This is a genomic window from Methanobrevibacter sp. V14 (assembly GCF_963082475.1).
In the GTDB taxonomy this organism is placed as follows: domain Archaea; phylum Methanobacteriota; class Methanobacteria; order Methanobacteriales; family Methanobacteriaceae; genus Methanocatella.
This window is the reverse complement of the sequence record NZ_CAUJAM010000004.1, coordinates 1-22,702: the sequence shown is the minus strand read 5'-3', so window position 1 is coordinate 22,702 and position 22,702 is coordinate 1. Positions and strand designations below refer to the sequence as shown.

Genomic DNA, 22,702 nt, shown 5'->3' with positions numbered 1-22,702 from the left:
CAATTAAAAATTATTCTAATATATGTTCCAAACCTACTTTGTAAATCATTTCAATGTGAAGGTCTGTAAGAGAATATCTTGCCAGTTTTCCTTCTTTTTGATATTTAACAATGTTATTAGCACGTAAGATTCTTAATTGATTTGAAACAGTTGTTTGGTTTAAATCAAGTGCCTCACAAATGTCACATACACATAAATCTTCAATGCTAAGCAGGGAAATAATTTTTAATCTTGTTGGATTTCCAAATATTTTAAAAAACTCTGAAAGATCAGTGAATTCATTTTCATTAGGTATACGTTCTTTAATACGTTCAACAACATCTTCATGAGAGTTGAAAACTTCACACATATCATAATTTTTCTTTTCAAGATTATTATTTTCCATGGTCATCACACATATCATATATTTACATATTATGATATGTTTATATATTTAAATGTTTTCATATCATGATATTATGATATGTTATTAGAAAATGATTTTTACTAAAAAAACAATTAGAACAATAGCTAAAAAGTAATAAAGTAATTAAACTAAATTAATTACTTTTTAACAGTACCAATTAAAGTACCATTAATAACCCAGTCAAAATCTATTCTTTCAAGCCAGCCAGCTTTAGTGAACATGTCCATGAAACAAAATCCCATTAACTGACCGTCCTCTTTTAAGATACTATTAACTAAACTCATTAACTCATCAGTATCAACATCATATTTAGGCATTGAAAGCCCACCCAACAATACTACAACATCAGAATCATGAGGATCAGATACTTCATCTTTTAAAACCATAGCATATGATTTTGACTCAAATTCATGACATTCCTCAATATCCAATAATGGAATGAAATGATTTTCCTTATCTCTTACTGCATAAGCCATAAACTCGGCAAATGGAGTACAAACACCTGGAGATCCAATATAAGTAATCTTCTGAGCATCTCCAACTTCTTTTTTAAAAGTTGCTAATTGTCCATTTAATCCTTTCCATTCATATGCGTCTTCCATCAAATCAACTCCTTAAACATGATTTATATTTAATCTCATTATTAAAAATTCTATTTAAATTGCTAATATAATTATTATTCAATATCTTTAAGTGCTTCAACCATATGCAAATCACCAATTTTATCTGAAAACAATAAATTAACACCAACAGATATTGAAAACGTTATAAAAGCAGCGAGTAAAATATTTCCCCAAGTTAAAGAAGGAATATAATACAAAGAATCCCCTGCAGCATTCATCATCAAGGTCATGAAGTAAAATCCCAATGGAATTCCTAAAATAAATCCAATGGCTGTGAAAAACAAGTTCTGAGTGAGGAGTAATTTCCTTAGCACATTTGTTTTAAACCCTAAAACTTTTAAAGTTGCGATTTCCCTCTCCATTTCAGTAAATGATAAAATACCTAAATTATATAACACTAAAAAGGCCATTATAACTGCTACAACAGTTACAACATAAACCATCATCATTACAGATGAAGTCATCTGATTCCAACTTTTTTCCATTTTATCAATACTTGTCTCAGATTTAATTGAATCAAAGTGTTCTCCAAACTCGTCAGGTGTTAATATGGAAGTTGGAGTGAAATTTAAACCCTGATCTTCTAAAGTGTCTGGAGACATTATTAAACCTTGTGATACTGGTTCTGCATGAATTTGACCTATTTTAGAGCTTACCCACTTATCATTTCCAACAATATGCCATTTAATTTTATCTCCAATGCTTAAATTAAATCTCTCAGCAAGTTTTTTAGAAATGGAAACATCCCCCTCATCAATATCAATAGGATTTCGATTACTATCAGTATAAGATATTAAATCAGTGTTATTTGTAACTAAAAGCGTTACCGTGTCTTCCATACCATTAGCTTTAAGTTCCATAGATTGTTGCATTATAAAGCTACCACCAGTTTCATTTAAAATATAATACAATTCCATGGGATTTGTATCCTGAGATAAAGAGAGTTTAGCCCCATAATGACTTATATCCTCATATTCCCATGATTTTAATTCATTCATACTATCATTCATGCCGAATGCAGCTATTAAAAGTGCAACACATCCCATTACCCCCACAATTGTCATTAAAGCTCTGAATTTATTTCTTCTCGCATCCCTTATGTTCCAACGAATATTGAAATTTAAATGATTCCACATTTTCATTTTTTCAATAAGCATTTTAGAGGAATTGCCTGGTGCTTTAGGCCTCATAGTATTGGCGGGATTTTCTTTTGAAATTCTTATACATGAAATATAAGTTACAAAAACAGATGATGCAACCATCAATACTGTAATATAAATAAAACTCATATCAAATCCAGGATTCCAAGCAGGCATACTATAACGTGCCATCATTGATGGATAAAACATTTTAGGAATAATCATAGGTCCTGCAACTAATCCCAAAATAGCTCCAGCTAAAACCGGCAAGAACCCATGTGAAATATAGTGTAAAATTATTGATTTGTCTCTAAAACCGACTGCCTTTAGAATTCCAATTTGAGTTCTCTGATTGGAAATAATTCTTGTCATCGTGGTTAAAAGTGTTAGAAAAGTAACTAAAACAAACACTATTGGGAAAACATCCCCAATCATTTTATGCTGCGCCATTTCATCTCCAAATTTCGCAACACTAAGTTGGTCGGCTTGTTTTGTAAATGATAAATAATCAATCGAATCATCTAATTTATCTTTAAAATACCTATCTGAATGGTTATATTTGACAAGTACCGTATTATATTCAATGTCTCCAGGATATGCCCCGCTAGACAAATATGCAAATCCTATTTGTGAAAAATCAGGAGTGAGGGAACTTGAAGAAGTTTCGTAAATGTATTCAGGAGAATATCCCAAACCTTTAATTTCTTTTTTAAATGTTTGATTGTCAAATTCAAATTTGATTTTATCCCCAATATGCAAATCCCTAGCATCAGCAAAACGTTTATCTAACCATACTCCAGATTTATCTGAAGGATTGAAATCTTCACCTTCAGTTGAATAAAATTTAGAAACCGACCCGTCTTTGGTGAAATGCAGCGTTATGTCTGGCTTGCCCTCCATGTCAACTACTGATTGAACTACAGCTTGCCTATCTGATTGCGTTGAAAATTCGTTAATTTTATTAATAGCTGCCTCATCAAAATCGTTATTGTAAATCCACCCATCAGCAAGATTAGTATCCATGTAAAACTGACTTGAGGTTTGCTCTAGCCCATAATATTCAGCATAAATACCACAGTAAGCAAAAATGCCCAAAAATGCCATTAGAAATATTGCAATAAATTGTGTTCTATTGATTTTTATATCCCTTAGCATTTTTTTAAATAACGACATGATATAATATTAGAAAATTAAAATATAAAAAACCTATTTAAATGGATTAAATGCATTATTAAAATCATGACTAAAAAAATTTAAATTAAAATAGGTATTTTACATTAACATCAAGATATACATCAATTTAATATGATATATTAGTGAGATTCAATTATTTTATCTAAAATTAAAATAAGCTCATCAACACTAATTCCAGAGCGTTTACTCATATCTGAAATATCCGCTTTTCTCATCATGACTTTAGCCATAGGAGTTTTAAGCATTTTAAATTTTGTATTTGTTTTTGGAAGTTCATCTTTTAAAAAAGGATATTTTTTTATTAAATCCATCAATTTAGTGTCTGGTGTAATTTCAACCAAATTAAATCACCTTAACATCAGGATTTTTCTCGCCAAATTCTTCTTTGAGTTTAGCACATATTTCTGGTCTTTCAACACCTTTTTCTTCCATCTTTTTAATGGTCTTATATGCATTAAATAGTGTTGATGGCCCGATTTCAGAACTAAAGTATCCAATTCCTTGATTCCAAGCGAAAAGTTCAAACACATCATCTAATGCTCTTGAATCAATTCCATGAATGTAACCTTTAACAAGTTCTCGTGTTGCCTGACGCATTCTTCCAGCACCAACAGCATTAGTTAGTGACAGCAACAATCTTGTTTCATAATCAAGAAAACGATTTTCATCACTCCAAGTCAAATCCCAAAATTGTACCGCTACCTCCCCCAGACCATCATCGATTATTGGCATGTTTGTAAGTGCAACTGGCCTCATTGGAATGTCTTTAGTAGGTTGTTTTAATTTTATTCTGTAGAAATATGCATGGAATTCATGGTCATCTACTTTTTCTGTATGATGTTCAAATCCCAAATCTTCCATTACTTCATATAAAGGAATTGGATCAAAAGTTTGAATAACCTCCAAACCATTATCTTTTTCTATTTTCATTGCAAGTTTTTTTAATGCTGGAAAAAAGTTTCCAGATAATCCTCTAACATCTTTTACTTTAAATTCAGAAATTTTATCTTTCCAATTATCATAAGACATATTTTCACCTTAATATTTAATTATGCCTAAATTTTATATAAAGATTTTGTCACTTTTTAAGTATTAAATGTATAAAAAAAAGATTAATATGAGTTAATTAACTCATTAAAAAGAAAAACTGTTTCATCGACAGACATCTCAGCACGTTGACTGACTTCTGACAAATCTGCTTCCCATAAAGAAATTTTACCCATCGGAGTTACTAAAAATTCAAATTTCCAGTTACTTTTGGCCAAATCTCTTTTAAGTAAGGGATAAGTATTGAGTAAATCCATGTATTTTGATTTTTCAGTTACTTCAATCATGATAATAGTTTAAATTAAACCCATTTAAAAGTTTTGTCACTTGAAAAGTATAATAAGTAGGTTAGCTACTCATTATCTTTAAGTGATTCAACCATGTCTAATCTCTTGAGTTTACCTGAAAACATTAAGTTTACTAAAATTGAAACCACATATGTGATTAAAAAGGTTACAACAAATGTTTTAAGTGTTAAAGTTACAGATATGAAAAATGAATCGCCCATTGTTGAAAACATATACTGTATTCCCAACAATCCCAAAGGAATTCCAATTATAAATCCAATGGTAGTAAACCATAAATTTTGTGTTAAAAGCAATTTCCTTAGTTTACCCGTTTTGAAACCTAAAACTTTTAGAGTAGCTAATTCACGTTTAATTTCAGTGAAAGACAATAAACCCAAATTATACAGTACAATTATTGATAATAATGTTGCAAATACTACCAATAAATAACTCATACTCATAGATGATTCCATCATATCATCCCAACTTTCAGTTAAAGAATCAATTGAAAGAATTGTTTTGATGCCCTTATAATTATGATCCACATCTTCTGAAGTGATTATGCTAGTTACATTATAATCAATACCCAAATCATCTAATTTTTCTTTAGATATTATTAAACCTTGAGAAGTTGGGTCACCATGAATTCTATCAATTTTTGTTTTTACCCATTTATCTGAACCCATTATGTGCCATTTAACAGTATCACCGACACCAACACCCAATAAATCAGCCATTTTTTGTGAAATTGAAACTTCATCATCCCCAATTTCAATAGGATTTCTATTAGTATCGGTTGGAGTGTACAGTTTATTATCGTCAAGGACTTCTAAAACTCCCGATTTTTTAACGTCCCCCGATTTAATCTCAATTGAACCTTCCATTAATTTTTCACCATCAACATCCTCAACAACATCATCAATTTGAGAATCAGTTGCATTTTTTTCAACAACTAATTTTGAAGAGTAATGATTAATGTCATCATAAGACCATGATTTCATTTCATCAAAACTATCCATAGCTCCAAATGAAGCAATAATAATCATTGTACAACCTAAAACACCAACAATACTCATTAATGCTCTGAATTTATTTCTTTTAGCATCACGATAATTCCAACGAGCATTAAACGATAATTTTTTCCAAATTTTAGATTTCTCAAATAGTCCTGAAGAGGAGACCTTTGGAATTTTTGGCTTTATAGCTTGTGAAGGACTTTCTTTTGAAATACTCCTACATGCAATATATGAAACTAAAAATGACAAAATGACCATGGCTACAGTTGCAAAAATAAAACTAACATCAAAACCACTTAACCAATAAGGTAAACTATACAATGATGTAAATTCTTCAAACACCACTGGAGGTATTGTTAAAGGTCCTAAAATAAAACCTAGAATGCTTCCTGCTAAAACCATCCAAAATCCATATGAAATATAATGAATCATTATTGTGCGATTTTTAAATCCTAATGCTTTTAAAACACCTATTTGAGTTCTTTGATTTGAAATTATTCTTGTCATTGTAGTTAATAAGGTTAACATTGCAATAATAATAAATATTAATGGAATAAATCCTGTCATCACTTTGTGTTGATCAGTTTCATCTTGAAACCCTGCAAAACTTGGATTGACAGCCCTGTCCATAAATGTAGTGTAATCATCGCCTAATTTATCATCAAGTTCATGTTCATAATCACTCGCACTTCCATCAAATTTAACAAGTAAAACATTATATGGAACATCAGCCATTGGAAATGCTTTATAAGACATGTAAGCGAAACCCATTTTATCAAAATCTGGAATCATTGAAGTGTCTGAGGTTTGATAAACATGCTCTGGAGAATATCCTAAACCTTTAATTTCCTTTTTGATTTCTAATCCGTTAACTTTAAAAGTAATATTATCCCCAATATCTAAATTTTTAGCTTCAGCAAATCTTATATCTAACCATACACCCTCTTTATCAGATAAATCAAATTTTTCACCTTTAACCGAATAAAATTTAGATATATCATCATCGGCTAAAAAATGCAGCCTAATGTCCGGATCATTTTTAAAATCAACTACCGAACTTAAAACCAATTGTTTTTCTACATCTTTTGTTGATTCAATGTCCTTAACTTTATCAATTAAATCATTACCAACATTGTTTGAATAAATCCAACCATCAGCTAGATTTGTTTCATTATAATAAGTATTTGCAGTTTCTTCCAAACCAAAGGATTCAGCTCCAAAACCTACAAATACAAAAATGCCTAAAAAGGCCATCAAAAATATAGAGATAAATTGAATCTTATGACTCTTAATATCTCTAACCATCTTTTTTGATAACATTTACTCACCACTTTTAAGAGATTCTACCATGTCAAGATTTTTAATTTTACTTGAAAACATTAGGTTTACAATTATTGACAATGCAAATGTTATTATTGCAGATAAAAGGAAATTGGTAATTGAAATTGAAGGAACTATAAAAAAGGAATCACCTGATGATTTCCACATGGCATCCAATATGAAATAACCTACAGGCAAACCAAATATAAATCCAATAGCTGTAAACCACAAGTTTTGTGTTAACAATAATTTTCTCAAAGCTCGTGTTTTGAATCCCAATACTTTCAATGTTGCAATTTCCCTTTCAATTTCTGTAAATGACAACAATCCTAAATTATAAAGTACAACAACTGCTAAAAGGGAAGCAAAGAATATTAAAATATAAATTAATAACCACATAGCACTCATAAGTGAATCATAACTAGAAGTCATGTCTTCCATAGTATTTGCTGCTTTTACACCATCATATTTCTCATCAACTGGCTCAGAAGTTAATATGCTAGTTGCAGTGTAGTTTATATCCAAATCCTTCAATTTTTCAGCAGACATGATCAATCCCTGTGAAATTGGATCGGCATGGATTTTATCGATTTTTATTTTAACCCATTTATCTGAACCCATAATATGCCATTTAATAGTGTCACCAACATCAACATCCAGCAAATTGGCCATTTTTTGTGAAATTGAAACTTCATCATCATCAATTTTTATCTTATCCCAATTAACATCAGTTGGAGTTATTAAATCAGTGCCATTTAAAACTAAAAGCGAACCCGATTTTTTAGCCGAATCAGATTGTATTTCAATAGCTGATTCCATTATTTTATCACCATTAACCTTATCAGCTATTTCATCCACTTCAGAGGCAGTTGTATCTTCATCAATCACTAGTTTTGAGCCATAATGATTAATATGTGAAAATTCCCATTCCTTTAAATCATTTGCCCCATCATACATTCCAAATGCACATACTAAAAGTGCAGAACAACCCATAACTCCAATAATAGTCATTAGTCCACGAGATTTATTTCTTTTGGCATCACGGTAATTCCAACGAGCATTAAATGATAAACGTTTCCAGAAACTAAATTTTTCAACAAACCCGGATGATGAAACCTTAGGCATCTTAGGCCTTATTGTATCGGCTGGTTTTTCAGAGGAGATACTATTAACTGAATAATATGAAACTGCAAGAGACATTATAACCATTAAAGCAGCCACATATACAAAGCTCATACTCCATGCAGGATCCCAATAAGGCATTATATATGTAGAACTCATTGATGGATGAAACAGTGGAGGCAATGTCATTGGCCCTAAAATCAAACCTAAAATTGCACCAATTAAAACCAACCAAAATCCATAGGATATATAATGTAGAATAATTGAAATATTACTGAATCCACTGGCCTTTAGAATACCAATCTGATTTCTTTGATGAGTAATAATCCTTCTCATTGTTGTTAAAAGTATCAACATTGCAATTAGAATAAATACAACAGGGAACAAATCCCCCATCATTTTATGCTGGTCTATTTCATCAGCAAATTGAGCTACACTTGTATGTTCAGACCTATCAACAAAAGAACTATAATATCCATCTAATCTATATTCCAATAACTTCTCGTATGTATCTGAATCTCCATCAAATTTAACTTCCAAAACATTATATGAAATGTTATCTCCAGGAAATGCCTTATAAGATAAATAAGCAAAACCAATTTTGTCAAAATCAGGGATAATTGAAGATGATGAAGCATGGTAAACGTATTCTGGAGAATATCCCAAACCTCTAATTTCTTTTTTGATTTTATGACCTTCAAATGTAAAAGAAATTTTATCTCCAACTTTCAGGTTTTTAGCATCGGCAAAACTCTTATCCAACCATACACCATTTTTATCATTAATATCCAATGGTTTTCCTTCGAGCAAAAAGAATTTTGAAATAGTGTTATTTTCAACAAAGTGCAGAGTAACATCAGGATCATTTTTAAAATCGGCTACCGAATCGACAACATATTGTCTTTCCATTTGATTAGTTGCACCCAGATACTCAACTTGATATAAAAATAAATCATTAATACCCATTGAATAAATCCAACCGTCAGCCAGATTGGTATCTTCATAGTAGTTATCAATATTAACTTCAAGACCTATTGATTCACCACCAACACCTGAAAATACAAATACTCCTAAAAAAGCCATTAAAAAGATAGAAAGAAATTGGGTTTTATGTTTTCTGATGTCTCTTAACATCTTTTTGAAAAGCATATGCTCACCATTCTAAATCAGTTACTTTTTTAGGATTTTCATTAATTGCCATATCTTCAATTTGACCATTTTTAATTCTGATTACTTTATCGGCCGCTTCTGCAAGTATTGCATTGTGTGTTACTATAACGACGGTTGTGTTTTGGTTGTTACTCATATCTTGAAGTAAATTGAGAATCAACACACCTGTTTTTGAATCAAGTGCACCTGTCGGTTCATCACATAAAAGCATAGTAGGTTGTTTTGCAACAGCTCTTGCAATTGATACTCTTTGCTGTTCCCCTCCAGATAATTGTGCTGGGAATTGATTTGAATGATCCTCAAGACCAACTGATGAAAGTACAGCTTCACCATTGATATTTACATCTACAATATCTTTCATTAATTCAACATTTTCCAATGCAGTTAAATTAGGAATCAAGTTATAAAATTGGAAAATAAATCCAACATTATTAGCTCTGTATTCAGTTAGTTGATTATCATTAAATGATTCAACATGATTGCCTTTAACAATGATTTCACCAGAAGTAACTGAATCAAGACCTCCCAATAAATTTAGAAGTGTTGATTTGCCTGCCCCTGAGGGTCCCAGAATTACAACAAACTCCCCTTCATCGATTGTAAAATTAACATTGTCCATAGCTTTTAAAACGTGACCGCCAGATTTATAGATCTTGCTCACATTCTTAAATTCGATAATTGTGCTCATTAATATTACCTTCTAATGTATAATTGTCCATTCAATAATATATCAAATAAAGTATTTAAATTTAGGTATTCCCAAAAAATCAATTTCTTAAAAAGAATTTCTTTAATTTTGCCTCATCGGTTTTATAATTGTCAATAATTTCCCCACCACAGAAATGCAATATATGAGAACAGGCCTCCATAATTAACTCGAAGTCATGAGTTATAATAAATGATGTGATTCCCATTTTTTGAAGATAAACAAGGTTTTGGCTAACTTTCATCATATTTTTTAAATCAAGCCCACATGTTGGTTCATCAAAAATTAATATTTCTTTTTTAGAAGCAATTGCAGATGCAATAGCTACTCTTTGTTTTTCTCCCCCAGATAAAGCCATAGGATGAGAATCTTTTAAATCAATCAAATTCAAGTTGGTTAAAATTTCTTCAGCGAGTTTTTCATTTTCCTCATCCATACTTAATAATACTTCATCTAAAACACTTTCAGTAAATAACTGATGATTTACATCTTGCATTACCATATATGTCTTTTTTAATCTGTCTTTTCTTTTTAACACTTTACCCTCGAAAAATAGCTCTCCTTTACATGATCTTTTAAGACCACATAAACAATTTGCAAAAGTGGATTTTCCAGCGCCATTTTTCCCAATAATTGCTATTATCTCATTTTTTGGAATTTTAGCATTCTCAATATTTAAAGCTTGAGTTTTGCCATAATTAAGTTTAAAATTTCTAAGTTCTAAAAATTCATTTTTTGAAGAATAATAATTCTTTCTTTTGCAAGTTATATTATCTAAGTTTAATTGTCTTAAACCCAATTTTCTATAATCTAAATTTTTAAAATCCAAAGCTGAATACTCATTAGCAATTTTTCCATCTTTTAAAAAAATTACTCGATCAATAACATCTTTTAAAAAGAATAATTTATGTTCTGCAATGATAACTGTTTTACCTTGTGATTTCCATTTCTTTATGATATCTTCCAAATTCCAACTTGATTGTGAATCTAAATTAGATGAAGGTTCATCTAAAACTAAAATTTCTGGAAAAGTGGCTGAAACAGAGGCACAAGCAATTTTCTGTTTTTCACCACCAGATAATTTAAAAATATTTTTATCAAGCAACTGTTTTAAATCAAAATCATTTACAACAGATTTTAATCTATTTTTAATTTCATTTTCTTCAAAACCCAAGTTTTCACATCCGAAAACTAATTCAGAAGTAGTATCCACATTGAAAAACTGTGTTTTGGGATTTTGAAAAACCGAACCAATATGTTCTGAAATTTCATATATTGGCAATTTACTAACTGATTTATCATTTAAATAAACTTCACCTTCCCTTTTTCCATCAAAAAAGTTAGGAATAAGACCATTAAAAAAACGAGTCATTGTTGTTTTTCCACAACCAGACTCACCACAAAGAAGGATAACCTCACCTTTTTTAATATTTGAATTAATGTCAGATAAATTATTCCCATTGCCATTATTCCCATAGGAAAATGAAACTTTATCCATTTTAAGCAAATAATCTACCTCCAATGAAATTATAAATATAAACTCCAAAACCAATAAAAGTAATAGCTAAAAGTAGGAAATCCCATATTTTAAATTTAACTTCATATAAATGAGTTCGCTGTTTAGGATTACTTAGACCTCTTGTTAGAGAAGCCGCAGATAGTTCATCTGATGTTTTAACAGCACTAATCAAAATTGGAATCATATAAAACTCAACTAGTTTTAACGGATTTTTTAGAGATTTAAAGTTTAAACCAAATCCTCTCATTTTCATTGCATTAGTAATTGATTTTATTTCTTCAATAACTGATGGAATATATCTAAACACGACTGAAAGTGGAATAATAATAGATTTGGGCACATTACTTTTTTCCATTGATGTCACAAATTCACTTACTTTTGTTGTATTTATTGTATAATATCCCATCATCATAATGGACAACATTCTAGTGGCAATATAACTAAAAGACACAAACAATATTGTTAAAATACCTGTTGAAGTTGGAAGAATGAAATTTTGAAGACATTTAGCAATTATGTAGATTATAATGTATATTACTGCAGATTTAACATGATTTGAAAACAATAAACAAATACATGGAATTAAAACTAAAATACCACTAATATATAATGAAACATCATTAAAAACCATGAAACTTAACAATACAAGAATAATAATTTTGGTTCTTGGATCAATATTAAAATTCAGTTCTAATCCCATCAATATCGCCTTAAGCTATACCTGCTTTTTCAAAGTGTTTTTTCAATACCAATTTTCCAATATATGCACTTAATAATCCAAAGACGAATGTTAGAACTATTAGTACAATGCAAAACTCTGGTTTTAAGAATGGGAGAACAAAATCCACATATTCACTGCCCATTGAAGCGGCCATAGATTTTATATAATAATCTCTTAAAATGAAAAATGGCAACATATTACCCATTATACCCAATATAAAAAATCCATAACTAACAATAACATGTTTAATAGATGAATAATTACCCATTTTTAAGATACAATCTGCAATTAAAGCACTGGAAGTAAATATGATTAATGGAACCCATGTATGACCACTTAAAAACATCACAATTCCTAAAATTAAACCCATCAAAGTAACCATTCCAAATTTAGAAACCCTAGTTATAAATAACATATATGGGATTCCACAAACCAATGCTATAATAATTGGAAGCGCTACCATTATTCCAGGTATAAAACCTAACATTCCGAAAATAAAAATTACTACAGTCAACATCACTGAAAAAATACCAACAATGATTAAGTCTTTTATATTAAATCTTTCACTCATTAAAATTCCTCCGAAGTTTTTGTTAAATATTGAATAACGAAGAATGTTTAAATTTCCCATTCTCCACTTAATTTTTGTAAATCCACCATCTTTTTAAATAATCCGTCATTAGCTATTAACTCATCAGGTGTTCCTTGTTCAGCGATTTTACCATCATCCAAAACAACGATTTTATCTGCATTTGCAATAGTACGCATTCTATGAGCGATAATCATGACTGTTTTATTTTTAATTAAAGTGGATAAAGCTTTTTGAATTTTTGTTTCGTTTTCTACATCTAAAAAGGATGTAGCTTCATCTAAAAGGATAACATCAGCATCTTTAAGTAAAGCTCTTGCAATAGAAATTCTTTGTCTTTGACCACCAGACAATAACTCGCCATTTTCACCAATGACCGTATTATAACCCTCTGGAAGTTTTTGAACAAATTCATCACATTCTGCAAGTTTAGCTACTTCAATTACCTCTTCATCAGTTGCATCTTTTCGGCCAACACGTATGTTTTCTAAAATAGAATCATTAAATAATACAACATCCTGGAAAACGATTGAAAAGTTTTCTAGAAGTTTTTCGGAATCTAATTTAGATAAATCCTGACCTCCAAGAGATACTGTACCAGAAACTGGATCCCAGAATCTCGCAGATAATTTAGATAGAGTACTTTTACCTCCACCAGAAGGCCCTACAAGTGCAGTTACTTCACCTTGATGAGCTGTGAAACTAATATCAGTTAAAACGTCTTTTAAATTATCATAATTAAAATTAACCTCCTTAAATTCAATATCATAACCATCTAATGAATAGTCAATCAATCCGCCTTCAATAACTTGGCGTTCAATTTCCTTACTTCTATCAATTTTATTATCCATAATCAATATTTCAGCTAAAAATAGCAATCCATTTTCAACTGGATTATATATTGATGCAGAAGCGATTAAAAAGATTAAAAGTGTATAAATTGAAATCTGACCATTCATTATCAAATAGGAACCTACAAAAATTACTGAAATAATTCCTAATTTTAAAACAATATTTCCAGTAATAACTCCTACAGATGACATCAATTCTGATTTAATTCTTGACTTCTCAATATTAGATGTGATTCTAACTAGTTTAGAATAATAATCATCTTCATAATTATATGATTTTAAATCACGAATTGAATCTATACATTCTTGCATAGAATCTCCACATTCAAGTAAATCAGCCATTACAATATTGGAACCTTTTTTAATTATTTTTCTTGAAATAAATAATATTAAAAATGCAACTGGAACCACCCATAAAAGTGCAATGCCTAATCTCCAATCAAAGATCAATAAACCAATTGCAACAAATATTAATGAAACAATAGAACCAATCAATTGTGGAATTGCATGTGAAAAAACATGCTCTAAATCAGTACAATCATTCATAATTGTTGATGTTAAATCTGCTAAGTCTCTTCTTTCAAAAAAGGATAACGGCAGCTTCCTTAAATTTTCACCAAGATTGATTCTTCTATTTTCACTTTCAATATAGGTAGTATTATATACAAAATGATATTGTTTCCATGAAAGTGCAAATATGATTCCTAAAACAATCAAAATTGCTACAATAAACATCCCCAAGTTAGGATCAATTATCTCACCACCAATTAACGGATTAATCCATATGTAAAGTAATGCTGCATATAATCCTACTGGAAACATGAATGAAATGTTCTGAAGTGATGTGTATATTATTCCTTTAATTAAATTATCAGCACCTTTTTTAGTTAGTCCAAATCTTTCAATAAAATATTCGGATAACATTTAAATCACCTCACTTTTAACTTTCCATTGAATAGAGCGATTAAATTCATCCCACATTCTTGAATACAATCCTTCATTTTCAACTAAATCATCATGATTACCTTCTTCTACAATCCTTCCATTATCAATTACAAATATCTTATCTACATTTTTAATAGTAGATAATCTATGTGCAATCATAATAACAGTTTTATCTTTTGTAATTTCTGAAATTGCTTTTTGAATCATGTATTCATTTTCAGGATCAGACAATGCAGTTGCTTCATCTAAAATAATTATTGGAGCATCTTTAAGTATTGCTCTTGCAAGAGCTATTCTTTGTTGTTGACCTCCTGAAAGATAGGTTCCTTCACTTCCGATTATAGTATCAATTCCTTCAGGAAGATCATCTATAATATCATCACATTGTGCAAGGCTTAAAGCTCTTCTAACCTCTTCTCTTGAAGCACCTTTGCGACCAATTGCTACATTTTTGTAAATTGAATCTTTAAATAAAGTGGTATTTTGGAATACAAAGGAAATATTTTCCATTAACTCTTTTATGGAAATATCCTTTACATCAACATCCCCTATTTTAATGGAACCCTGATTTACATCCCAAAATCTTGGAATTAAAGAAGCGATTGTAGTTTTACCTCCACCAGAAGGTCCGACCAATGCAATTGAATCATTTTCATTGATTTTTAAATTAATATCATTTAAGATGTGCTCATCTGAATCAGTATTTTCATAATCAAATACAACCCCTTCAAACTCTATTGAATGATTTTTAGGTTTTTGAGGATTTGAAGATTCAACTAACGGTTCTTCATTTAAAATTTCCTCAATACTGTCAAGGGCATGAGATGCAAGCATCCAATCCTGTGAAACCATCATAATTTTATTCATCATTACTGCACACATTGGTGTAAATATTACATAAAATATAAAATTAGATAAGAATTTTATATCAATAAGGGATCCGGCAAGTAATATTCCTGCTGGAATCAACAGCGCAAAAAATCCGTTAATAGATACAGTGAATGCAGTCATTGGAAGTTGAGTTGACAAAGCATAATTTGCTGAAAATCTTCCATAATTCCTAATTGCATCAATGAAATTTTTAAATGAAAAAACAGTTTGTTGAAATGCTTTTGTAACAGGTATTCCCCTTACATATTCAACTGCTTCAGCATTCATTTTTTCCAAGTATATTTGATATTGAACCATTAAATTTTGTGATTCACCTGAAAACATTGGATACATCAATATAAAACACAATATAATTGGAATAAGACAAATTAAACCTAATAACCAATCGAAACTAAATAATAAAATTAAAAATACTATTGGAGTTACAACTGCCCCCACAAAATCAAATATCTTATGAGCAAGGAATCCTTCAGTTTTTGAAGTACTGAAATCAATGACTTTTCTCAAACCACCACTTGTATGATTTGAAAAGTATCCTAAAGGCAGGGTGAGCAAATGGTTCATGGCTGCATTTTTCATATTTTTTTCGTTTCTAAAAGCTGACAGGTGAGTGCACATCAAACCAACGAAATTAATTAAAATCCCCAAAAATGCATAGAGAAATGCTTTAAATGCATATTCCCCTAAGTTTTGTGCTTGAGAAAAATTTGGAGCCACCATCAATATCTCATTAACAACATCCCAAATATATACAAAAGGAATTAACAAAAATATTGCACTTATAGCTGATAATACACAACCTAAAATGGTTAAATATTTATAGTTTCCAGAATAATTCAATAATCGGATAAATTTATTTTTATTTTGAGCGTTTGGCATAAATATCTCCTTAAACTCTAACTTAGGTTTGCCTAAAAATTTAAAATAGTCTGAAAAGACAACCCATTTAAAATAAATTAAAAATCTAATAAAAGAGAAACTTTAGCTATTTTTTAAAACATAACTTAAACAAACCTATTTTCATTTATAAAGTTAATATTAAAAAGTATATAAATATATTTGAACTAAAAAGACATAAAATATACCAAAAGGACAATATTAAATTTTGTAGTCCCTTGGTGTGCAACCAACATACTCTTTAAAAGCCTGGCTAAATTTTGAAGGAGATGTATATCCAACCATTTTTGATATTTCACTAATAGAATAATCCCCTTCTTCAATTAATTTGCAAGCATAATCAAGTTTATACTCTTTTCTCCATTTAAAAATAGGTTTTCCATAAACTTCCTTAAAACAATTCTTAATAGAAGTTTTACTAATGCCATACTTCTTAGCAAGCTCTTCAATGGTGATTTTACTTTCTAAATCATTAATCAAATCATTATGAACATGATTAATTATGTCTGCTTGTTTTTTGGATAATGAAATGGATTCATCCTTTGAAAAATCAGTTATTGAAAAAAATAATAATAATTCACAACATTTTAATTTATAATAAGAATCTTTAATTCTTTCATCAACATTATATAATTCACCAATTACATGATCTATTTTATCATTAGATCTAGCTAGCATATACCCCTGAGAAGAATATAAACTTTCATATAATCCAATCAAATCAAAATCCGGGATATATTCCTTAATATAATCATTAGCAATATCTACATCGATGAAAATCTCCAAACCTTTATAATAGTTTAATGGAAAATCAGAAATAGATTTAGTTAAATTGTAAACGCTAACGCATAAATCTCCTTTTCCAAAATAAACCGTTTTATCATCAGCAACTTCATATGAATATCTGCCTTCCAAGCAATGATTAATTTCCAATAATCGATTATTAACTTTTTCTTCAATAAATAAATCATTTATATTCTCGACATATACATCAATATAAGAAATTACAATTCCTGGAAAAATTGAATATGTCACCAGTTCACCGTATTCAGAATTATTTCCCAGCTTAAATGTCTTTTTTAATCCTTCATCAACAATATTAAAATCAGAAATTACAACTTTGCCAAACAGTTTATAGAGATTTTCATTCATAATATTAACTATATAATCAATACATATAAAACATTTCAAAATTATAAATAATAATATAATAAAATATTACAGGAAAATCCAAATGTCATTTAAAAAAGATGAAATGTTAATAATGCCTGCAGTCGATATAAAAAACGGCAAATGTGTTCAGCTTGTTCAGGGAAAACCTGGAAGCGAAATGGTTGAAATAGAAAACCCCGAAGAAATTGCTCTCCATTGGCAAGATTTGGGAGCTAAAACTATACATGTTATTGACCTAGATGGAACAATTGATGGAGTTGTCAACTTTCCAGTGATTAAAAAAATCTTAAAAGAAATATCAGTTCCAATTCAACTTGGCGGCGGGATCAGAAATGTTGAATATGCTAAAAAACTCTTAGATTTAGATATTGAAAGATTAATAATTGGAACAATGGGAATTCAACACCCTAAAACCATTGAAGAACTTTCAAAAGAATATGGTTCAGACAGAATTATGATTTCGCTTGACAGTAAAAACAACAAAGTGGTTATTAAAGGATGGCAAGAAAAAATTGATAAAAGCCCATCAGAATTATCTAACGAGTTTAAAGAACATGGTGCAGGCAGTATTTTATTTACAAACGTTGACGTTGAAGGATTATTAGGTGGATTTTACACTGAACCCGTAGAAGAGTTAAAAAAATCTGTAGATTTGCCAATCGTGTATTCAGGCGGAATCACCACAATAGAAGACATCAAAAAATTAAAGGAAAGTGATGTGGAAGGAATTGTAATCGGTTCTGCACTTTATAAAGATAAAATTGATTTAAGTGAAGCTTTAAAATATCAAAAGAGGATTTAAGATGAAAGTAATGGCGACCGGAACGTTCGATATACTCCACCCAGGACATGGAGTTTACTTAGAAGAGTCAAAAAAACTTGGTGGAGAAGATGCTGAGCTTTATGTTGTTGTGGCAAGAGATGCAACAGTTAAGAAAAGAAAAAGAATACCTATTGTTGGAGAGGACCAACGTTTAGAATTAATTAAAATGTTAAAGCCTGTAACTGACGCTTATCTCGGTGATGCAAATGGAGATATCTTTAAAATTGTTCGTGAAATCGACCCGGACATTATCACAGTTGGAGCTGATCAAATACATAACATTAGTAAATTACAGGAAGCAATTGATAAAAGAGGATTAAAAGCTAAAGCTATGCGAATAGAAAAATATCGCGATTGTGAACTTGACAGCAGCTGCAAAATTATTAAAAAAGTAAAAAGAACTAACTTTGAAGGTAAAATTTTAGATAATTGTGAAGATTAAGGAGATTAAGAAATGTTTAATATAGCAATAATAGGAGCAAGCGGATATACCGGTGGAGAACTTTTAAGAATGCTTTTAAACCATCTTGAAGTAGAAGTAACTGACATTACCTCAAGACAATACGATGGTACCCCTGCACATAAAGTTCACCCACATATAAGAGATTCAGGGCTTGTATTTACAAATAAAAGTCCTAGTGATTTAGATGCAGATGTTGTATTTACTGCAACACCTCACGGAGCATCAATGAAAATTGTACCGGAAATCTTAGAAACTGGAGCTAAAGTAGTTGATTTAAGTGGAGACTACAGATACCGTGATAGAGAAATTTATGAAAAATGGTATGGAATGGAACACACTGATAAAGAAAACAAAGGCACCTTTGGACTTCCAGAATTATACAGGGATGAAATTAAAAAAGCGAATCTTATTGCAAATCCGGGATGTTTTCCAACTGGAGCCATTTTATCCTCATATCCATTAGTTAAAAATGAGTTAGTTGAAAGAATCATTATTGATTCAAAAACTGGAGTTAGTGGAGCCGGAATAAATCCATCCAGTACAACACATTACCCAAATATTGCGGATAATGTAAATCCATACAAAATATCCTCTCACAGACACATGTCTGAGATTCAACAAGAATTACATGGATTTGATGATGTTAAAGTATCATTTACCCCTCACTTAGTACCGGTAAACCGTGGAATTCAAACTACAAGCCATAGCTTTTTAAATGAGAAAAATATAGATATTACACCAGAAGAAATAAGAAAACTTTACGAGAAAGAATACGGTGAAGAATTCTTCATTAAACTTATGGACGAAGGAGAAATCCCGCACCTAAGTTCTGTACGCGGATCTAACTTCGTACATATTGGAGGATTTGAAATTGATGAAACTGGAAGAATAATAATGTTATCATGTATTGACAATCTCGTTAAAGGAGCATCGGGTCAAGCTATTCAAAACATGAACATTATACTTGGAATTGATGAAACCTTAGGATTAACACACTTTGGTCTTCATCCTTAAATTCGAAGGAGGTTGAATATGAAAAGAGTTATAATCTATTATTCACAAGGTGGAACAACAGATTTGATTGCAAAAACATTAGCTAAACATTTAAATGCAGATTTAATAAGAATTTATGATTTAAAAAATCGTGAAGGATTAAGAAATAAATTGATTTCATCAATTAATGCATTTAGAGAAACAAAAACCGAAATTATTCCTGCTCAAGTTGATTTAAGAGATTATGACACAATATATTTCGGAACACCTACCTGGTCAAGAAATCCCACCCCTGCAATCTTAACTATAGTTGACAGATGCGACCTAAGAGCAAAAGATGTTATTTTATTTGCTACAATGGACAATCGTGGAAATTCAAACATTGAAAGACTTGAAGAAAAAGTTAAATTGCGAGGAGGAAGAGTTATTGAAAGCTTTAGTATCCAAACTAAAGACAAAAGTCCTGAAAAATTAGTTAATGATGCTGAAGCAATGATCGAAATTAAAGATTTAAAAATGTATTAGGTGCAAACATGAAAAAATCAGAATTGAAAATTAAAGCTATTGAAAATGGCACTGTAATTGATCACATTAGTGCTAATAAAGCACTACACATCATTAAAATATTAGGATTACCAGATTCTGAAACTAAAAATGTTACAGTAGCTATGAATGTTTATTCTGGAGAAATTGGTAGGAAAGATATTGTAAAAATTGAAAATAGAGAATTAGACCCTAAAGAACTTAATCAAGTAGCTTTAATTGCGCCTAAAGCAACTATTAACATTATCAGAGATTATAAACCAATTAAAAAAGATAAAATTGTTCTCCCAGATAAAATTTCCTCAATAATCAAATGTACCAATCCAAAATGTATCACAAATTACGAGAATGAACCAATTATACCCTATTTTAATGTAATCAACAAATACCCTCCTGTTGTTAGGTGCCATTATTGTGAAAAATTAATAAAAACAGAAGCTATTGATAAGCAATTTGAATAATGTTTATCTTATATGATCTGCTAGTCTTTTTGATAAGGCAAGTATTGTCAATATCGGTGGTTTTCCAGGTGATATTGGCAGTACACTTGCATCACAAACAAATAAATTAGAAATTTTTGTTTCCAAATTCCCATCCACTATTTTCCCTATTTTTGCAGTTCCACCAGGATGTGCTCCTCTATAAACTGTTGAACCGATAGTTTTTGGGTCAACACCTGCTTTTTGTAAGATAAATCCTGCAGTAGCAACTCCTTCAGCTAAATATCTAATATCATTTATAGTATTAATCTTAACAACATCTCCAGCATCATCCACATAACCTTTACACTCATCAGATGTTTTTACCATGATACTTAATATATCCCTATCAGTTACGGAATCATCATCAATATTTCCACGAATAAATGAGGAAAAGTGAGGTGACAATACAAAATTTCTACCAATTACAAGACCTGCCATTTGTACTTCACTATTAAAATTAATATCTTTTATGTATCCTCCAACACTTACAAACGGATCAAAGAATATTTCACGACCAGCATCTTTTATACCCGAATTTCTTAAAATTAATGTGGAACTAATAGCGCCAGCAGATAATACTACTTTATCTGCTTCAATAATTTCTTCATTAGCATCTTTAATATATTTTACACCACAAACTTGATTATTTTCATTAATAATTTCAATTACTTCAGCATCACATATTAATTTAGCTCCAGCATCGACTGCTTCATCAATAAAGTCTTTTCCAGACCATTTTGCATCTACTGGACATCCCAATGCACATTTTCCACATTGAATGCACTCATCTTCTCTAATTGATTTAGGCATTTTTAGTGTTTCAAGCCCCATTTCTCTTCCGGCATCTAGAAACGCCTGAGTTCCCCTACCAATATGAGAATCATCAAGTTGATGAACATCAATTAAATCCTCAACATACTTATATTCATCTGTTAAATCAATACCATATTCATGTAATTCACTATCCAATGCCCTTACCATATTGGACATTGAAACAATAGTTGCACCACCAATGCAAGTGGCTGTTAGCAAATCTATATCATTAGAATATTTATCATAATAGTCAAATGCATCTTTTGAATTTATATAAGGTCCTTTTTCTAAAATAGTTACTGAAACACCGTTTTTTGCAAGTTCACGAGCTATTAGAGCCCCTCCCGCTCCAGTACCTATAACTACAAACATTCAATCACCAAAATATTTCATTAACAATGGTTATATAAACTTTGATCTATAAAAAAATTATGTTTTATCAGTTAAAATATATTAATACAACAAAATAAATATTTATATGGTGAAATTATGAAAAATGAAATTTTAATTGCAGTTTTAATTTTAATTTTCACAATAGGAATTGTATCTGGAGAAGATATAAATATAAATTCTATAAAGGCACCTGATTCATACAAAACAATAGATGATGACACACTTGAATCTCCTCTTACTAATTTACACATTGATATAGGCGATTTTGAATTAGAATCAGATGATAACGATACCGACGATAAATGGTATAAAAACAATACAAATTGTAATTATACTGTAGTTAATGGAACTATCCACAATACATTTAATTTCACAGATGAAATAAATCAAAGGTATGGTTGTGTTGAATTAATTAAAATTAACGGAATACCAACTACTATCACTGTTTGGGGAGTTGAAGGGACTCCTGATAAAATCATCAGCAATGCCAGTGAATGTCTTGAAAAAGTAAATGAATTAAACAGCTTTGAACCCATCGATCCTTCAAGTTACAAATAATATTAAATTATTATTGAG

22 protein-coding genes are annotated in these 22,702 nt (G+C 30.2%); 6 read left to right on the top strand and 16 right to left on the bottom strand.

Going from position 1 to position 22,702, the window contains the following annotated elements; all coding sequences use genetic code 11:
* Positions 1 to 10: 10 nt before the first annotated feature.
* The 15 genes from Q9968_RS01755 to Q9968_RS01685 all read right to left on the bottom strand — a co-directional run bounded on the left by Q9968_RS01755 (position 11) and on the right by Q9968_RS01685 (position 17,595).
* Positions 11 to 385 carry a helix-turn-helix transcriptional regulator gene (locus tag Q9968_RS01755; protein WP_305512874.1) on the bottom strand — a complete coding sequence of 125 codons (375 nt, stop codon included), beginning with the start codon at positions 383 to 385 and terminating at the stop codon, positions 11 to 13.
* 158 nt (positions 386 to 543) lie between these two features.
* Complete coding sequence (locus Q9968_RS01750; protein ID WP_305512872.1) at positions 544 to 1,008, bottom strand: DUF2124 domain-containing protein; 465 nt, start codon at positions 1,006 to 1,008, stop codon at positions 544 to 546.
* Positions 1,009 to 1,082: 74 nt separating this feature from the next.
* On the bottom strand, positions 1,083 to 3,272 hold the full coding sequence (locus Q9968_RS01745) for an ABC transporter permease (RefSeq protein ID WP_305512870.1): 2,190 nt from the start codon (positions 3,270 to 3,272) through the stop codon (positions 1,083 to 1,085).
* Positions 3,273 to 3,481: 209 nt separating this feature from the next.
* Positions 3,482 to 3,703, bottom strand: a complete 222-nt coding sequence (locus Q9968_RS01740; protein WP_305512868.1) for a DUF1858 domain-containing protein — start codon at positions 3,701 to 3,703, stop codon at positions 3,482 to 3,484.
* Position 3,704: 1 nt separating this feature from the next.
* Positions 3,705 to 4,391, bottom strand: a complete 687-nt coding sequence (locus Q9968_RS01735; RefSeq protein ID WP_305512867.1) for a DUF2249 domain-containing protein — start codon at positions 4,389 to 4,391, stop codon at positions 3,705 to 3,707.
* A gap of 83 nt (positions 4,392 to 4,474) precedes the next feature.
* Positions 4,475 to 4,696, bottom strand: a complete 222-nt coding sequence (locus tag Q9968_RS01730) for a hypothetical protein (RefSeq protein WP_305512865.1) — start codon at positions 4,694 to 4,696, stop codon at positions 4,475 to 4,477.
* Between the two features lie 65 nt (positions 4,697 to 4,761).
* Positions 4,762 to 7,032, bottom strand: coding sequence for an ABC transporter permease (locus Q9968_RS01725; RefSeq protein WP_305512863.1), 2,271 nt, complete (start codon positions 7,030 to 7,032; stop codon positions 4,762 to 4,764).
* Positions 7,033 to 9,303 (bottom strand): ABC transporter permease, encoded by a 2,271-nt coding sequence (locus Q9968_RS01720; protein WP_305512861.1) that lies wholly within the window; start codon positions 9,301 to 9,303, stop codon positions 7,033 to 7,035.
* A gap of 4 nt (positions 9,304 to 9,307) precedes the next feature.
* Positions 9,308 to 10,012, bottom strand: a complete 705-nt coding sequence (locus Q9968_RS01715) for an ABC transporter ATP-binding protein (protein WP_305512859.1) — start codon at positions 10,010 to 10,012, stop codon at positions 9,308 to 9,310.
* A 79-nt stretch (positions 10,013 to 10,091) separates the two neighbouring features.
* The gene (locus tag Q9968_RS01710; RefSeq protein WP_342765938.1) at positions 10,092 to 11,537 is read right to left on the bottom strand and encodes an ABC transporter ATP-binding protein; all 1,446 of its coding nucleotides are present in this window, start codon (positions 11,535 to 11,537) and stop codon (positions 10,092 to 10,094) included.
* Complete coding sequence (locus tag Q9968_RS01705) at positions 11,530 to 12,249, bottom strand: energy-coupling factor transporter transmembrane component T (protein WP_305512857.1); 720 nt, start codon at positions 12,247 to 12,249, stop codon at positions 11,530 to 11,532. The genes Q9968_RS01710 and Q9968_RS01705 overlap by 8 nt, the downstream gene beginning before the upstream one ends.
* A 10-nt stretch (positions 12,250 to 12,259) precedes the next feature.
* The gene (locus tag Q9968_RS01700; RefSeq protein WP_305512855.1) at positions 12,260 to 12,841 is read right to left on the bottom strand and encodes an MptD family putative ECF transporter S component; all 582 of its coding nucleotides are present in this window, start codon (positions 12,839 to 12,841) and stop codon (positions 12,260 to 12,262) included.
* A gap of 47 nt (positions 12,842 to 12,888) precedes the next feature.
* The gene (locus tag Q9968_RS01695; protein WP_305512853.1) at positions 12,889 to 14,634 is read right to left on the bottom strand and encodes an ABC transporter ATP-binding protein; all 1,746 of its coding nucleotides are present in this window, start codon (positions 14,632 to 14,634) and stop codon (positions 12,889 to 12,891) included.
* Positions 14,635 to 16,425 (bottom strand): ABC transporter ATP-binding protein, encoded by a 1,791-nt coding sequence (locus Q9968_RS01690; RefSeq protein ID WP_305512851.1) that lies wholly within the window; start codon positions 16,423 to 16,425, stop codon positions 14,635 to 14,637.
* 219 nt (positions 16,426 to 16,644) lie between these two features.
* Positions 16,645 to 17,595, bottom strand: coding sequence for an AraC family transcriptional regulator (locus Q9968_RS01685; RefSeq protein ID WP_305512849.1), 951 nt, complete (start codon positions 17,593 to 17,595; stop codon positions 16,645 to 16,647).
* Positions 17,596 to 17,677: 82 nt separating this feature from the next.
* Between Q9968_RS01685 and hisA the strand changes: the two genes are divergently transcribed.
* Genes hisA through pyrI form a run of 5 tightly spaced genes read left to right on the top strand, consistent with a single transcriptional unit; the run spans position 17,678 to position 20,899 of the window.
* Positions 17,678 to 18,418, top strand: coding sequence for a 1-(5-phosphoribosyl)-5-[(5-phosphoribosylamino)methylideneamino]imidazole-4-carboxamide isomerase (gene hisA, locus Q9968_RS01680; RefSeq protein ID WP_305512847.1), 741 nt, complete (start codon positions 17,678 to 17,680; stop codon positions 18,416 to 18,418).
* Between the two features lies 1 nt (position 18,419).
* Positions 18,420 to 18,881, top strand: coding sequence for an adenylyltransferase/cytidyltransferase family protein (locus tag Q9968_RS01675; RefSeq protein WP_305512845.1), 462 nt, complete (start codon positions 18,420 to 18,422; stop codon positions 18,879 to 18,881).
* A 12-nt stretch (positions 18,882 to 18,893) separates the two neighbouring features.
* Complete coding sequence (gene argC, locus Q9968_RS01670) at positions 18,894 to 19,916, top strand: N-acetyl-gamma-glutamyl-phosphate reductase (protein ID WP_305512843.1); 1,023 nt, start codon at positions 18,894 to 18,896, stop codon at positions 19,914 to 19,916.
* Between the two features lie 18 nt (positions 19,917 to 19,934).
* Complete coding sequence (locus tag Q9968_RS01665; RefSeq protein ID WP_305512841.1) at positions 19,935 to 20,420, top strand: flavodoxin; 486 nt, start codon at positions 19,935 to 19,937, stop codon at positions 20,418 to 20,420.
* 8 nt (positions 20,421 to 20,428) lie between these two features.
* A complete protein-coding gene (gene pyrI / locus Q9968_RS01660; RefSeq protein ID WP_305512839.1) occupies positions 20,429 to 20,899 on the top strand; it encodes an aspartate carbamoyltransferase regulatory subunit in 471 nt (156 codons plus the stop codon).
* Between the two features lie 3 nt (positions 20,900 to 20,902).
* On the opposite strand, the gene Q9968_RS01655 is transcribed toward pyrI, so the two are convergent.
* Positions 20,903 to 22,105, bottom strand: a complete 1,203-nt coding sequence (locus Q9968_RS01655; RefSeq protein ID WP_305512837.1) for a GMC family oxidoreductase N-terminal domain-containing protein — start codon at positions 22,103 to 22,105, stop codon at positions 20,903 to 20,905.
* 117 nt (positions 22,106 to 22,222) lie between these two features.
* Here Q9968_RS01655 and Q9968_RS01650 point away from each other — a divergent pair, with 117 nt between their 5' ends.
* The gene (locus Q9968_RS01650) at positions 22,223 to 22,684 is read left to right on the top strand and encodes a hypothetical protein (protein WP_305512835.1); all 462 of its coding nucleotides are present in this window, start codon (positions 22,223 to 22,225) and stop codon (positions 22,682 to 22,684) included.
* Positions 22,685 to 22,702: the final 18 nt, after the last annotated feature.

Bases quoted from the DNA above. Each gene is read 5' to 3' on its own strand.
- hisA (WP_305512847.1), top strand. From the start codon at position 17,678: ATGTCATTTAAAAAAGATGAAATGTTAATAATGCCTGCAGTCGATATA.
- Q9968_RS01655 (WP_305512837.1), bottom strand. From the start codon at position 22,105: ATGTTTGTAGTTATAGGTACTGGAGCGGGAGGGGCTCTAATAGCTCGT.
- Q9968_RS01735 (WP_305512867.1), bottom strand. From the start codon at position 4,391: ATGTCTTATGATAATTGGAAAGATAAAATTTCTGAATTTAAAGTAAAA.
- Q9968_RS01665 (WP_305512841.1), top strand. From the start codon at position 19,935: ATGAAAAGAGTTATAATCTATTATTCACAAGGTGGAACAACAGATTTG.
- pyrI (WP_305512839.1), top strand. From the start codon at position 20,429: ATGAAAAAATCAGAATTGAAAATTAAAGCTATTGAAAATGGCACTGTA.
- Q9968_RS01690 (WP_305512851.1), bottom strand. From the start codon at position 16,425: ATGCCAAACGCTCAAAATAAAAATAAATTTATCCGATTATTGAATTAT.
- Q9968_RS01730 (WP_305512865.1), bottom strand. From the start codon at position 4,696: ATGATTGAAGTAACTGAAAAATCAAAATACATGGATTTACTCAATACT.
- Q9968_RS01700 (WP_305512855.1), bottom strand. From the start codon at position 12,841: ATGAGTGAAAGATTTAATATAAAAGACTTAATCATTGTTGGTATTTTT.
- Q9968_RS01745 (WP_305512870.1), bottom strand. From the start codon at position 3,272: ATGGCATTTTTGGGCATTTTTGCTTACTGTGGTATTTATGCTGAATAT.
- Q9968_RS01715 (WP_305512859.1), bottom strand. From the start codon at position 10,012: ATGAGCACAATTATCGAATTTAAGAATGTGAGCAAGATCTATAAATCT.
- argC (WP_305512843.1), top strand. From the start codon at position 18,894: ATGTTTAATATAGCAATAATAGGAGCAAGCGGATATACCGGTGGAGAA.
- Q9968_RS01705 (WP_305512857.1), bottom strand. From the start codon at position 12,249: ATGGGATTAGAACTGAATTTTAATATTGATCCAAGAACCAAAATTATT.
- Q9968_RS01685 (WP_305512849.1), bottom strand. From the start codon at position 17,595: ATGAATGAAAATCTCTATAAACTGTTTGGCAAAGTTGTAATTTCTGAT.
- Q9968_RS01725 (WP_305512863.1), bottom strand. From the start codon at position 7,032: ATGTTATCAAAAAAGATGGTTAGAGATATTAAGAGTCATAAGATTCAA.
- Q9968_RS01695 (WP_305512853.1), bottom strand. From the start codon at position 14,634: ATGTTATCCGAATATTTTATTGAAAGATTTGGACTAACTAAAAAAGGT.
- Q9968_RS01675 (WP_305512845.1), top strand. From the start codon at position 18,420: ATGAAAGTAATGGCGACCGGAACGTTCGATATACTCCACCCAGGACAT.
- Q9968_RS01750 (WP_305512872.1), bottom strand. From the start codon at position 1,008: ATGGAAGACGCATATGAATGGAAAGGATTAAATGGACAATTAGCAACT.
- Q9968_RS01720 (WP_305512861.1), bottom strand. From the start codon at position 9,303: ATGCTTTTCAAAAAGATGTTAAGAGACATCAGAAAACATAAAACCCAA.
- Q9968_RS01755 (WP_305512874.1), bottom strand. From the start codon at position 385: ATGGAAAATAATAATCTTGAAAAGAAAAATTATGATATGTGTGAAGTT.
- Q9968_RS01650 (WP_305512835.1), top strand. From the start codon at position 22,223: ATGAAAAATGAAATTTTAATTGCAGTTTTAATTTTAATTTTCACAATA.